The sequence below is a fragment of the Pedobacter sp. ASV1-7 genome (assembly GCF_040203335.1).
In the GTDB taxonomy this organism is placed as follows: Bacteria; Bacteroidota; Bacteroidia; order Sphingobacteriales; family Sphingobacteriaceae; genus Pedobacter.
The window spans coordinates 295,547-308,248 of record NZ_JBEHBV010000001.1; the positions used below are offsets into that span (position 1 = coordinate 295,547).

Below are 12,702 nucleotides of genomic sequence, written 5' to 3' on the forward strand. Positions count from 1 at the left end.
TAAAGCTGAAGCCATAATGATGATGTTAGATTATTCAATAGTTATTTGCACTTATAATCCTGATGAAAGAATTTTTTCAAGATGTTTGAATGCGGTAGGGAATCTTAACAAGGAAGGACTAAAAGTAGAGATTTTATTAATTGATAATAATAGCTCTGTTCCTGTTGATACGCTAAATTGTGTGAAACGCCTCTTTTTAAAGGAGCCATCAAGCAGATCAATTCTTGTAAAGGAACAAGGACTTACGCATGCACGTAATAAGGGGATAGAAACTTCTCAGGGAAAAAATGTAATATTTTTTGATGATGATAATGAGCCTGACATTGACTATCTGCAGGTGTTGCATAAGCTTAATAGTGATTTTGTTCATGTAGCAGCTTGGGGGCCAGGAAGAGTAGCAGTGGATTTTATAGATGGAATTGAAGATAAATCACTAGAAACATTTGCCAGAAAATCTTTTCAGGAAAGAAATACTGATTATATAGCTTATTCTAATCTAAAATCATGGCAGGAATGTTATCCATTTGGAACAGGCTTGTGTGTTAGAGCTGATTTATTACGTATGTACCTTGATCTGTTCAGACGAGGTGTGTTTTCAATGAAAGATAGAACTGGTAATCAGATGACTAGCGGAGGAGATACTCAAGTCGTTCTTTTTTGTATAAAACAAGGATATGCAGCGGGTGTTTCTCCAGATTTAAAAATGACACATATGATACCTGGAAAGCGTACCAAGTATGATTATTTAAAACGTCTAAATTATGGAGCGGGCTCATGCTATTGCTCTTTATTGGTTGAGGTGTTTCCAGAGCATAAACAAATGGTTCAAGAAATAGCGATAAAGCCATCTGAATTTTCGAAAACTGTAGTTAAAAAATATTTTAAATTCTCAATTAAGAAAAACCCCAGAAAGCAGTTGGAGTTTATAAAATATATTGCTGGAAATTGCGATGTATATAATGTAACGGGACACCCTATTCCTAAGAGTGTTAAGTGGGTTTTAAGTAAATTGGAATTGAATTAAAGAACTAATTTTGAACTTTTCTATTTAATAATATGCTAGAATATAATCCGGAAGATGCAATTTTATTTTTAGTTTTTAACAGGGTTGATACGACATCTGAGGTTTTCGAGGCGATTAAAAAGGCTGCTCCTAAAAAGCTGTATGTTGCAGCAGATGGACCTAGAAATGTTGATGAATATAAAAAGTGTAAAACAGTTAGAGAAATTGCTACCAATATTGACTGGGATTGTGAACTTAAGACTTTGTTTAGAGAAAATAATCTTGGCTGTAAGGATGCAGTAAGTGGTGCTATTGATTGGTTTTTTGAGCAAGAAGAGTTCGGAATAATTTTAGAGGATGATTGTTTGCCGTCTTCCAGTTTTTTTGGATTTTGTTCAGTTCTTTTGCACAAATATAAAGACGATGAGAGAGTTGGCCACATAGGAGGATCAAACTTTCAAAATAATATTCAGAGAGGGGATGGGAGCTATTATTTTTCCCGGCTTACACATGTTTGGGGTTGGGCTGGTTGGCGTAGAGCGTGGAAGAAGTATGATGTTAATATGAGTACTTTTCCTTATTTTAAAGCTGATGACTTGCAGAATCTTCCTGGGCACGCCCCTTTCAAAGAAATCTGGTATAATAATCTTAAAAGTACTTATGATGGGGAAATAAATACTTGGGATTATCAGCTGTCATATTTTAATATAGTAAATAATTATCTAAGCATCATTCCTAATCAGAACCTTATTAGAAATATTGGCTTTGGTGAAGGAGCTACACATACAATCGAAAATCATCCATTCGCAAATTTGAAAACAGAGGAAATGGAAACAATAACTCATCCTGTGTTTTTTATAACAGATGTTGAAGCGGACCTTTTTACTCAACATATTGAGTACTACCAACCACCAATAAAAAAGAAAGGTCTTTTGTCAAGATCGTGGAAAAAGTTTAAAGGGCTATGGCGTTAAAATTAATGCGTCCTGTGTTGAATTATTTCTTTATACAAATCGATTGTTGCTTCCATGCATTTGTCGAGTGTGTAAGATTGTAGTTTTAAAACCCCTGCAGCAATTAAATCTTTTTTTAAAGATACACTCTCCTGTATGAGACTTACCTTGTCTATAAGAGATTGTTTGGACTCTGCGTCGAAATAAAGTGCGGCATCACCTGCGATTTCTGGAAAGCAGCTGCAATTACTTAAAAGTACGGGACAATTATTTTTAAAAGCTTCAAGTATAGGAATTCCGAAGCCTTCATATTTGGAAGGGAAAATAAAACAAATTGCATTTTTATACAGTGTATTAAGTTGCTTGTCTGTAGCGGCTAATTGGATGGTGTTACCAAGAATGTTTTGTTCATTCAGTAATGCTGTTTCTTCTTCTGTGAAGGAACTACCGGCAACGACTAAATGTAGAGACTTATCTGTTTTAATTAGTTGAGCAAAAGCTTCCATAACTAAAGAGAAGTTTTTGTAGCCAGCCCTACTTCCTACAAATAGAAGATACCTTTCAGGAAGCCCTTTAGCCTCTTCATATTCTAAAACGTCATTGTCTATACCGTGGGGTATTACTTTTATTTTTTCCTCAGCTATACCTAAATACTTTATAATATCAGCCTTTGTTGTTTCTGAAATTGCAATAATCCGATCTGCGGCATTAGCTAGTGTTTTCTTTTGTTCAGATATTGGGTCATCTATAGGAAAAAATTGAGGAAAACGTTCATGAATCATATCATGAATTGTAATTACCAAAGGTTTTTTTAGATAAGAGAGGTAATATGTATCATAATAGGTTGGATGGAATACATCATAATTTCCCTGTTTTATCAGATGTTTAGAATATTTTTTGTTTTTCTGATAAATTCCAGATTTTTTTCTTGTCAGCAGTTTAAAGATGCTCTTTTTGAACGAGGGTAAATCATCTTTATAGTAATAGTTTATAGAATAGAGCAGCTCGCAGGTAACTGTTAACTCCAGATTTGTTTCACATTTTTCTATGATATTGGCAAAGTATCTAGATATACCACCGTAAACCTGAAGACTAAATATTTGATGGTCAAAGAGGACTTTTATCATTACTTTTGCTGGAATCTATTAAATGAATAAATGCTTAATATTTCACCAAAAATATCAATTATAACTATTAATTATAATAATAAGACAGGTTTAGATAAAACTATTCAATCTGTGGTCAATCAGTCATACTCCAATATCGAGTATATTGTAATTGATGGAAATTCTACAGATGGGAGCAGAGATGTTTTAGCGCTTTATAGAGACCAAATTTCCCATGCTGTAAGTGAGCCCGATCTTGGCATTTATAATGCTATGAATAAAGGGATAAAGGCAGCATCTGGTGATTATTTGTTGTTTCTTAATAGCGGGGATAATTTAATAGATCATCTGGTGATTGAAAAAGCAGTAGGTTATGGAATGGAAGAAGATTTGGTTTATGGTGATATTGTTTATGTGAATGGTGAAGAGAGGACAGATTGGGTTGCAGCTAATGTGTTGACTTTTCAGACTTTCTACGATCATACCATACCTCATCCGGGTACTTTTATAAAAAAGAGCTTATTTGATTTGGTTGGTTTATATAGTGAGGAGTATAAAATTGTGTCTGATTGGGAGTTTTTTTTATTAGCTACTTGTAAGTATAATTGTAGCTATAAGCATATCAATTTAATGATAGCTCAATTTTATTTGGATGGAATAAGCGGAGATCCTAATAATTATAAGAAACTTCTTGCTGAGCGGGAAACGATCCTAAAGAAACATTTTCCTTATTTTATTGAGGATTATGAAGTGCATAAAAGAACCAAAGAACAACTTCGTAAAGTTAGGAAGTATGTTAAAATAAAAAGTTTTATAAAAGGGCTGTTTAAAAAATAGGAATAATGATTACTTACCTGATAAGATACGCTTATAAGCCTCATTAAAATCACAAGCCTCTGCTAATTCCTTCACTGTTTCGAATCCTTTTCTGCTAAACAACTTTAATTTCGATCTATCTGCTAAAAAGTGTTTGATTTCATTTATAAATAACCGAGAAAGAGTCTCTGTATCTTCAAGGTTTTCAATCAGAATCCCATTTTCTTTTTTGTCGGATATGTAATTGGAGAGCTCACCAACATTTGTTGAGATTGGAACTACCCCCATATTCATTCCTTCAAAAACCACCAGCCCCCAACTCTCCCGGTATGAGGTAAGCAATAGTAAATGGGCTTCTTTATAGATGTTATTTAAAATAGCCTTATCATATACCTGGCCAACAATAAGCGTGTTGATCGGGACAATTGTTTTTTCCTTATCAAAATCTCCGATCAGTTTAAATTGAACGGGTAAATTTAACTGTTCTGCGATTTCCGCAGTACGAATAAATACCTCTGGTCTTTTTTCTGGGCTGTTTCTGCCAACAAAAAGAATCTGCAAAGCTCCATTATAGTTTTTCTCAGGGAAAACTCCATCAAAAGCTATTTTGTTCTGAATTACCGTTAATCTATCTAAATATTTTTCAGGAACTTGATTTAGACGGTAAAGTGCTTTAAATTGTTCGGTCAGTACATTTCCTACTACGATTCTTTGATTGATTCTAGGTACAAGTGGGAGGGTATACCATTCTACGCCTTTATCATCATCCTGAAAATTATGAATGATGTCAATTACCTGAACATGTGGTGCCAGAAAAGGTATCAAATCGTACATAAACTTATTGCACCAACCTGAAACAACAGGATGTTTCTGGGCGTTTATCGACTTTGCCAACATTTTAAAAAGATGACGTTTCAGCTCTTTCTTTTCAGCCCATCTGCCTAATTCTATCGTATCTGCTGCTGTTTCAAACTCTTTTTGAAATCCATTAGTAATTGACTTCTCTGTAATAAAACAAATAGGTTTAGGATTATTAAAAAGATTCATGATATCCACATGGACACGTTCTGCACCTCCAAAAGACCATGAAGGAAAGAAAAAGTATTGGTTTCTTTCCTTTGCAAGTTCAGCTTTAATCTGACCATATTTAGCCAAGGCTTTAACATTATCTGCTAGTCTTTTAATTTTCTTAAACATAATTTACTACTATCTATTTGTTCATGAATGCTTTTATCTTTGCTGTAGTAGGGTCTGGTTTAATAAAAGGGAATAAATAACACATGATTATTCTCTGTCTGTATTTCTTCTGTTTATTAGACGCCAGAAAATACCTGATTGGTGTAATAAGTGTTAATCTTATTCTATTTAGTAAACTAATATTAAGCTTGTATTTTATGGCTATAAAATAATTGTCTATAATCAGGTTTGCCTTCTTGAAATTATCAAACAAGCTGTTTTTATAGGTTAAGGTTAATCGACCATCAGGTATGTAGTGGTGCAATGATAGTCTTGAATCATAGTATAGTTGATAGCCTTTAAGTACCAGCCTTAGACAATATTCAGAGTCTTCTGCAGTTAATATCCGATGATCGTTTTTATCAATCAGCAGAGAAGGGAAGTCATCGTACATATCCTTGTAAAGCTGTGTTCTTGAGCTTAGGCCAGCTCCCCAAAGCATCCCTTTTGAGGTTACATCTCCTGTGTTCTTAGCTTGCGTACCTACTGCATAGCCTTCCTGAACGGCCTTAAACCAATAGGGCAGGATTGAAGTTGTTGCTGCCAAAGCTTGCCCACCTAAGGCGCCGATTCGCATGTTTTTTTCCAGGATATCAAAAGCAGTCTGCACGTAGTCAGCTTTTAGCCAATTGTCATCATCACAGATGATAAAGTACTCATATTTCGCCAGGGCAATTCCTTTCTGAAAAGCAAAGAGCTTTCCTGGAGTATTTTCCAGGGCAAGGTTTAAAGAAACCCGTGGGTTATTATTATGTTGCTCCCATAAGGTTTTTACAACTTCGGATGATCTATCAGTTGACGCGTTGTCGACGACAATCAGCTCCCAATTTAGATCACCGCTTACTTTTTGCGCCGCAAGGTGATCAATTGTTTTGGGAAGTCGTGCTGCTCCATTGAAAGTGCAAAGAATAACAGTGATGCCTTTTTTCATGAATCATTCATTTAGCTATATTTCTGCTTTCTAATTAACTAAACGTTTGTAACTGAATTAGCTTGTTGTATAGTCCATTATGATCTATCAACTCTTGATGAGTACCCTTTTCAATGATCTCTCCCTTGTCAATTACAAGAATAAGATCAGCACCATGAATAGTACTTAATCTATGCGCAATCACAATAGATGTTCTATTTTTAGTCAGTTTATTCAGCGCGTCTTGTACAAGTTTTTCTGATTCAGTATCTAATGCTGATGTTGCCTCGTCAAGTAGCATGATAGGTGGATTTGATAACACCGCTCTGGCAATACATATACGTTGTTTTTGACCACCGGATAACTTATTGCCTCTGTCACCCACATAGGTTTGATAGCCTTCCTCTGATTGTAAAATAAACTCGTGTGCATTCGCTACTCTGGCTGCAGCGATAATCTCTTCTTCAGTTGCATCAGGTTTTCCAAAGGCGATGTTATTATATATAGTATCATTAAATAAGACGGATTCTTGATTTACCAATCCCATTTGTGAGCGGAGGCTTTCAATTGTTACATCCTGATATTTATGTCCATCAATTCTAATAACCCCGGATTTTGGATCGTGAAAACGTGGTATTAGATCCATAAGAGTACTTTTTCCTCCACCGGAAGGTCCAACTAAAGCAACGGTTTTCCCTTTCTCAATAGTTACATTGATGTTCTTTAGTACATCTTTGCTGCCGTAAGAGAATGAAATGTTCTCTAGAACCAAAGATTTATCGAAAGATGAAATGGCTATTGCATCAGGTTTATTTACTTGCTCTGGTTTGGTGTCTATTAGCTCCAGGACACGCTCACCTGCAGCTATTCCGGTGTGAATTCCTGCAAAAGCATCAGTAAGTGCTTTTGCAGGTCGCATTACCTGTGAAAATAATGCAACGTAAGCAATAAATTGTCCGACTGAAAGCGCATCTGGCTGCTTACTCATAATCAATGAGCCGCCATACCAAACTATGAATGTGACCATTACAACGCCTAGAAATTCGGATACTGGTGAGGCTAGTTGCTGTCTCCTTACCATTTTCCTATTTAAATTAGAATAGAAAACATTTTCATTATGGAATTTGTCTTTAATTCTTTCTGATGCATTAAAAGCTTTAATGATTTTTATACCACCTAAGGCTTCATCTAAAAAGCCAATCATCTTAGCAAAAGACTCATGAGACTGTTTAGCCTGGCGCTTGAGTCTTTTTACAATTTTGCTGATAATAAAGGCCGAAATTGGAATCACTAATAATGAGAAAAGTGTAAGTTTTACTGATATCATTAATAGAGCAATAACATAGAAAATAAGTGTTACAGGTTCTTTAAATACTACTTGTAAAGTGTTTGTAACCGTAAATTGAACTACCTGAACATCTGACGACACTTTTGAAATGATATCTCCTTTACGTTCATTGTTAAAATAACCAACATGAAGATTCATCACATTATTAAAAACAGTTTTACGAAGATTAAGTAGGGTATGTACCCTTAAATCTTCCATAGTTCTTTGAGAAAAGTACCTGAAGATGTTAGACAACAGCACTGAAATAAGAATAACTAAACACATATAGCTTAATGTTCTTTCCGGGCCATAATTAACGATGGAATAATCAACAAACTCCTGAAATCTTGCAACAAGATTTAGACTCGAAGAGGCCACGGGAGTGGCCGGTACTTTTTGCTCTCCATCTGACATCATTACACTAAATAATGGTGAAAGAAGGGTAAGGTTTAGTACTCCAAAAAAAACAGCAAGTAGGGTGGTTATGATATATGGTATCGCAAATTTTTCTATTGGTTTTGCGAACGATAGTAATCTAAAATAAATCTTCATTAAAATATATTTATATTTTATCTGTTTAGTGTTATATATGGACAGAATCTAAACGGCAAATGTACGGAAATTTAGCTTTTTATAGTTAGGTCAATAGAATACTGGTTTTTAGTATATTTGCCCTCTATGCACGATGCGAATTCGATAGATGTTGTTATCCCTTCATTCCGATTAGATGAGGAGATACTTTTAAATATTTTTAATCTTCCCAAACCTGAATCTTTTTTAGTAAACTATTATTTAGTTGCGGATAATCCAATAGTGGATATTCCAGAAAAAGTAAAACAATTAGCCATTATCCAAAAGATTAATTTGATTCAAAATGAAGTTAACCTTGGGTTTTCCCGAACAAGGAATAATGGAATCAGATTAGGTAATGGTAAATGGCTCCTGTTATTGGACGATGATATTGTTCCTTCTGAAGGATTACTTCTTGCTTATGCAGATGCAATTTCTAAGAACTCAAATGCAATTGGATTTGCGGGTGTAACCAATTTCCCAGACCCTTTTAATTCACCCACTATGGCGATGGAACTGAATGGGCTTACTGGGCATTTCAAGTCTGCAAAAACAATTGACGAATTGATGTGGGTACCAACCGCTAATGTGATGTTAAACAGAGATAAAATGGATCAAGACCTGTTTAATGAAGACTTAAAAAAGGGCGGTGAAGATATTGAGTTTTTAGTCAGAAATGCGACTTTATTCGGGGAAAGATATATTGCGGTACCTGATGCCATAGTTACTCATCCTTGGTGGAATAATGGAACAATTCAAACTGAAAGGCAATTTCGATATGGAGTTGGTGCTGCTCAGATTGCGGATCTTCCTGTAATAAAAAGTTATACATACCATGATTTTACTAATACATGTGAAACGTTGTTATTGCTTGTTTTAGCACTGCCTTATATGATTTTGAATGGATTGTTCTCTGTCTTTTTTAGCCTTTGTTTAATTGTTCTAATCTCAGAATTTTTAACAAATTGTATTAAGACAGTATTTAAAGTAAAAAAAATTTCTTTTGGACTAGCTGTTAATATGTTCTGGTTAAAAAACTGCTATGAGGTAGGTTATTTATTTGAAAGTATAAAAAGCGGACGATTTACTGGTTTTGCTGAAAGAATAGAAACTAGTTTTTCAAAAAAGAATCCTAGCTGGTTCAGATTGAATAAATGGAAAATTATAAAAACATGTTTAATAGGAATTGGCTTACTAGTTATAAGTGTTTAATGCCATTTTTACATTTTACAGTCCCATTTTTAGCTACTGCCAAATATTTTTTATAGTTCAAGTCCTCGTTATGTCTTGGGTTTATCTTATGATACAAATGAAAGCAGACTGCTTTTAATTTCAACTGTCTTTGTTTGATGCCCAGATTAGTTAATCTCGCAGCAAGTTCTATATCTTCATGACCCCAACCCTCAAGGTCATTGTTGTACCCATTTACAGCAAGGAAATCTTTCTTCCAGAATGAAAAATTGCAGCCACGAAGGTTATTCGATCTGTGCTTGTCTCCCCTAAATAGGAATGATAACATTGGAATGCGGCTTGCGTTAATTTTGCTGCCAACACCTTCGGTTAAGGGGTGAATATTAATATTTTTTGTAGCTATAATCTGCTTTGTCCGGTCATCTGATAACATTGAGCGACTTCCCTTGATATATAAGCCTTTTTTTGCGTCACTGATATGATCTGCAATAAAATTAGGATGCATGATAATATCTCCATCTATTTGAATGATATAATCGCTATCAGCATTAGTTAAGGCTTCATTCATGATAATCGTTTTCCTGAAACCCTTATCTTCATGCCAGAAGTGCTTAATCGGAATACTTGTATTTTTCTTGAAAGCATCTATAACAGATTTTGTACGATCATCAGAACCATCATCTGCAATTAGAATCTCGTTTACTTCTACAGTTTGATGCAAAATGCTTTTAAGTACAAGTTCTAGGGCTTCCGGCCAGTTGTAGGTGGAAATTAGTAGGGATGTAGAATTGGCGGACATGGTTTATAGGTATTGATTGATTCCTTTTTCGCAGTAAACTAATTTTTTTGCTATTGTTTCTTCAAAGAGCTCAGTATTCTTTTCCAGCATTTTCCTGGAGTTTTCTTTATGATACAGGTGGAAAGCAAGGGCGCCAAGTTTTATAAAACGTTTTTGAATTCCTGCGTTCATCATTCTGGCAATAAGTTCTTTGTCTTCCGGACCCCATCCATTAAATAATTCATTATAACCATTTACCTTAATGATATCTTTTCTCCAATAAGCCATGTTACACCCATGTATTTCATAAACTTCATTTCCTTTGTTTTTGTAACTTGTTTCAAATACCGGCCACATCAAAGGGATTCTTAATACACTGAAAACATTTGTTATACCCTTACTAAAAGCATGGAGATTAAACTGTTTCCTTTTCATGATTCCTTTTGTAGTCCTTTCATCAATATAAGCTCTGCTTGCTCTAACAAAGGAATTCTCTTTCGCAAACTTTAAATGATCTTCAATAAAACGTTTATGAATAATAATGTCGCCATCTATTTGAACAATATAATCACTCGTCGCTTTTGCTATTGCCATATTTAAGATAATTGTTTTTCTAAATCCCTTATCCTCATGCCAAACATGTTTTAATGGAATTTTAAATATGGATTGGTATTTCTCTATGATAGATTTTGTACGTTGATCCGAACCATCGTCTGCAATAACGATTTCATCGGGCATACTTGTTTGAGATTTGACACTAAGTAAAATTAGTTCAAGTGCTTCGGGCCAATTGTAGGTAGAAATTAATAAGGTAACAGTACGCATTATTTAACAATCTTATAATTACGATATTCGAATAGTCTTACTCCGGTTAGGTCTTCTATTTTTTGTAAAAGACGTCTTCTAAATGACATCTTTGGTGTTTTTTTGGTGAGATCGTCATCAAAAGTCCAATTAGTAGCCATGATTCTGTCTTGAAGAACTTTTGGGTGAGTACCTTTAAATTTAACCAGACGATCTGCATTTTGCATATCAAAAGCTTCCTGAACAGGGAAGGTTTGTTCAATCCAGTCCTGTGTTTGATAGTACTGATTAAAGTTTCGGACCTTTCCTTGCATTGCTTGCGGTGTTTTTACCCATCCATAATGATAAACATAGGCGTCAATCAGTTTAACATTCAGTTTTCTTTCATTAATCCTGAAACCTTGTGCATCTCTGTAAGAATGAATACCCGGCAGGTTTTTTAAGATACGGATTTCTCGTCTATACCAACGTCTGGACTCCGCATAGTAATCGTAAGAACCATAAAAGTGTGTGTATTTTAAAAGTAAACCTTCTATTTTTTGATCATCCAGGCTATCTCTCATTTCCTGTTTAATCACATCATGGTACTTTTCATGTATGCATTCATCACCTTGTATATAAATCATCCAATTGGTGTCAGGTGAAATTGCTTTAATGGCTTTGTTTGTTTCTTCTGCGAAGGCTTGCCCCCCTACCTGTAGTGAATCATCCCAAATCGTATCGATTATTTTGATTTTATCCGGCGAAATGGATTTGATTAGTTCTGAAGTGTCATCTGTCGAATTACCTAATGCAACAATAAACTCGTCGCACAAGGGTAAAACTGAACGAATAGCTTCGGCTATTGGGTAATCATTTATTATCGCATTTCTGATAAAGGTAAAGCCGGTGACTTTCATTGGAAGGCTTGGTTTTATAGTAGGCATTGTCGATATTGATCAGGTGTTTTTGGAGAAAGCGTTTAATAAATGTTGAATAAAATGTATTTCTTTGTAGCAAAGATAATTTAATTGATGCAAAACGAAGATTCTCTTATAAAAGGAATGCAGGAAGGGAGCTTCACCGCTTTAGCAAGGGTAATTACTCTTGTTGAAAATGATATCCCACCAGCAGCTCAGCTATTAAGGAAGATTTCTGTTGAGAAAATGATTCCAGTGATCGGAATTACAGGGCCTCCAGGTGCAGGTAAAAGCACCTTAGTAAATGCAATTACAAGTCATTTTGTAAATGAAGGTAAAAGAATTGCCATTCTTGCTGTTGACCCGACTTCACCATTTAACTTTGGTTCATTATTGGGAGATAGAATCAGGATGTCTCAGCAATTTAACAACCCTAATGTTTATATCAGATCGCTTGCAACGCGTGGAGCTCTTGGGGGGATTTCAGCAAAAACAATTGAAATTGTGGATGTGATGAAGTCAGCTGGATTCGATCTGATTCTTGTAGAAACAGTGGGCGTTGGGCAATCAGAAGTCGAGATTGCTGGATTGGCCGATAAAACAGTTGTTGTACTTGTGCCTGAGTCTGGAGATGAAATTCAGCATATAAAATCAGGATTGATGGAGGTTGCACAAGGATTTGTCGTGAATAAGGCTGACAGAGAGGGAGCTGATTCGTTTGCTAATAATCTAAAGAAATTGGTTCATCAGCAACATCAGCAGATTCCGATTTTTAAAACTGTAGCAGATAAAAATGAGGGTGTAACAGAGTTGTGTAACTGGCTACTTGAGCCTGTATTAATTGAGAACAAACGCAAATCATTTCTGCTTACGGAAAAGGCATTTAAAATTATCCAGCATAATCGTATGAAAGATGTTGACCGGCAAAGATTGCATGAAGCAATCAGATCAGCGATGGAAAATATTAATTTTAATATCTATCGTTTTACTGATGACTGGACTTGAAATGGTGTCTTTTAGCGATAGATTCTTTGTTGTCTTAAAAACAGGACTTGTTTGTATAACTGATTAGGACAATAATTGTAGTTCTCCTGACGATTTGACGAAAA

12 protein-coding genes are annotated in these 12,702 nt (G+C 35.1%); 5 read left to right on the forward strand and 7 right to left on the reverse strand.

Annotated features, from left to right (window positions below):
- Positions 1-16 precede the first annotated feature (16 nt).
- Together ABDJ41_RS01365 and ABDJ41_RS01370 are read left to right on the forward strand one after the other, a co-directional pair.
- Positions 17-1,024, forward strand: coding sequence for a glycosyltransferase (locus ABDJ41_RS01365; protein ID WP_349783937.1), 1,008 nt, complete (start codon positions 17-19; stop codon positions 1,022-1,024).
- Positions 1,025-1,056: 32 nt separating this feature from the next.
- Positions 1,057-1,977, forward strand: a complete 921-nt coding sequence (locus ABDJ41_RS01370) for a nucleotide-diphospho-sugar transferase (protein WP_349783938.1) — start codon at positions 1,057-1,059, stop codon at positions 1,975-1,977.
- A gap of 2 nt (positions 1,978-1,979) precedes the next feature.
- Here ABDJ41_RS01370 and ABDJ41_RS01375 read toward each other — a convergent pair whose 3' ends face one another.
- Positions 1,980-3,083 (reverse strand): glycosyltransferase family 4 protein, encoded by a 1,104-nt coding sequence (locus ABDJ41_RS01375; RefSeq protein WP_349783939.1) that lies wholly within the window; start codon positions 3,081-3,083, stop codon positions 1,980-1,982.
- A gap of 30 nt (positions 3,084-3,113) precedes the next feature.
- Here ABDJ41_RS01375 and ABDJ41_RS01380 point away from each other — a divergent pair, with 30 nt between their 5' ends.
- Entirely contained in the window at positions 3,114-3,899 is a 786-nt protein-coding gene (locus tag ABDJ41_RS01380; protein ID WP_349783940.1) for a glycosyltransferase family 2 protein, read from the forward strand.
- Positions 3,900-3,908: 9 nt separating this feature from the next.
- On the opposite strand, the gene ABDJ41_RS01385 is transcribed toward ABDJ41_RS01380, so the two are convergent.
- The 3 genes from ABDJ41_RS01385 to ABDJ41_RS01395 are packed head-to-tail and all read right to left on the reverse strand — an operon-like array spanning position 3,909 to position 7,903.
- Entirely contained in the window at positions 3,909-5,075 is a 1,167-nt protein-coding gene (locus ABDJ41_RS01385) for a glycosyltransferase family 4 protein (RefSeq protein ID WP_349783941.1), read from the reverse strand.
- Positions 5,076-5,088: 13 nt separating this feature from the next.
- Positions 5,089-6,045 (reverse strand): glycosyltransferase, encoded by a 957-nt coding sequence (locus tag ABDJ41_RS01390; protein ID WP_349783942.1) that lies wholly within the window; start codon positions 6,043-6,045, stop codon positions 5,089-5,091.
- Positions 6,046-6,079: 34 nt separating this feature from the next.
- Positions 6,080-7,903 (reverse strand): ABC transporter ATP-binding protein, encoded by a 1,824-nt coding sequence (locus ABDJ41_RS01395; RefSeq protein WP_349783943.1) that lies wholly within the window; start codon positions 7,901-7,903, stop codon positions 6,080-6,082.
- Between the two features lie 126 nt (positions 7,904-8,029).
- Here ABDJ41_RS01395 and ABDJ41_RS01400 point away from each other — a divergent pair, with 126 nt between their 5' ends.
- On the forward strand, positions 8,030-9,133 hold the full coding sequence (locus ABDJ41_RS01400) for a glycosyltransferase family 2 protein (protein WP_349783944.1): 1,104 nt from the start codon (positions 8,030-8,032) through the stop codon (positions 9,131-9,133).
- On the opposite strand, the gene ABDJ41_RS01405 is transcribed toward ABDJ41_RS01400, so the two are convergent.
- The 3 genes from ABDJ41_RS01405 to ABDJ41_RS01415 are packed head-to-tail and all read right to left on the reverse strand — an operon-like array spanning position 9,120 to position 11,593.
- Entirely contained in the window at positions 9,120-9,911 is a 792-nt protein-coding gene (locus tag ABDJ41_RS01405; RefSeq protein WP_349783945.1) for a glycosyltransferase family 2 protein, read from the reverse strand. The two genes, ABDJ41_RS01400 and ABDJ41_RS01405, sit on opposite strands and share 14 nt — an antisense overlap.
- Before the next feature lie 3 nt (positions 9,912-9,914).
- Positions 9,915-10,715 carry a glycosyltransferase family 2 protein gene (locus tag ABDJ41_RS01410; RefSeq protein WP_349783946.1) on the reverse strand — a complete coding sequence of 267 codons (801 nt, stop codon included), beginning with the start codon at positions 10,713-10,715 and terminating at the stop codon, positions 9,915-9,917.
- Positions 10,715-11,593, reverse strand: a complete 879-nt coding sequence (locus ABDJ41_RS01415; protein ID WP_349783947.1) for a glycosyltransferase family 2 protein — start codon at positions 11,591-11,593, stop codon at positions 10,715-10,717. The genes ABDJ41_RS01410 and ABDJ41_RS01415 overlap by 1 nt, the downstream gene beginning before the upstream one ends.
- Before the next feature lie 114 nt (positions 11,594-11,707).
- On the opposite strand from ABDJ41_RS01415, the gene meaB reads away from it, so the two are divergent.
- Positions 11,708-12,598: a methylmalonyl Co-A mutase-associated GTPase MeaB gene (meaB, locus tag ABDJ41_RS01420; RefSeq protein WP_349783948.1), complete on the forward strand. Its 891-nt coding sequence runs from the start codon at positions 11,708-11,710 to the stop codon at positions 12,596-12,598.
- Positions 12,599-12,702: the final 104 nt, after the last annotated feature.

Coding starts and splice junctions, on each gene's coding strand:
- ABDJ41_RS01400 (WP_349783944.1), top strand. CDS start 8,030: ATGCACGATGCGAATTCGATAGATGTTGTTATCCCTTCATTCCGATTA.
- ABDJ41_RS01380 (WP_349783940.1), top strand. CDS start 3,114: ATGCTTAATATTTCACCAAAAATATCAATTATAACTATTAATTATAAT.
- meaB (WP_349783948.1), top strand. CDS start 11,708: ATGCAAAACGAAGATTCTCTTATAAAAGGAATGCAGGAAGGGAGCTTC.
- ABDJ41_RS01410 (WP_349783946.1), bottom strand. CDS start 10,715: ATGCGTACTGTTACCTTATTAATTTCTACCTACAATTGGCCCGAAGCA.
- ABDJ41_RS01370 (WP_349783938.1), top strand. CDS start 1,057: ATGCTAGAATATAATCCGGAAGATGCAATTTTATTTTTAGTTTTTAAC.
- ABDJ41_RS01405 (WP_349783945.1), bottom strand. CDS start 9,911: ATGTCCGCCAATTCTACATCCCTACTAATTTCCACCTACAACTGGCCG.
- ABDJ41_RS01375 (WP_349783939.1), bottom strand. CDS start 3,083: ATGATAAAAGTCCTCTTTGACCATCAAATATTTAGTCTTCAGGTTTAC.
- ABDJ41_RS01365 (WP_349783937.1), top strand. CDS start 17: ATGATGATGTTAGATTATTCAATAGTTATTTGCACTTATAATCCTGAT.
- ABDJ41_RS01395 (WP_349783943.1), bottom strand. CDS start 7,903: ATGAAGATTTATTTTAGATTACTATCGTTCGCAAAACCAATAGAAAAA.
- ABDJ41_RS01390 (WP_349783942.1), bottom strand. CDS start 6,045: ATGAAAAAAGGCATCACTGTTATTCTTTGCACTTTCAATGGAGCAGCA.
- ABDJ41_RS01415 (WP_349783947.1), bottom strand. CDS start 11,593: ATGAAAGTCACCGGCTTTACCTTTATCAGAAATGCGATAATAAATGAT.
- ABDJ41_RS01385 (WP_349783941.1), bottom strand. CDS start 5,075: ATGTTTAAGAAAATTAAAAGACTAGCAGATAATGTTAAAGCCTTGGCT.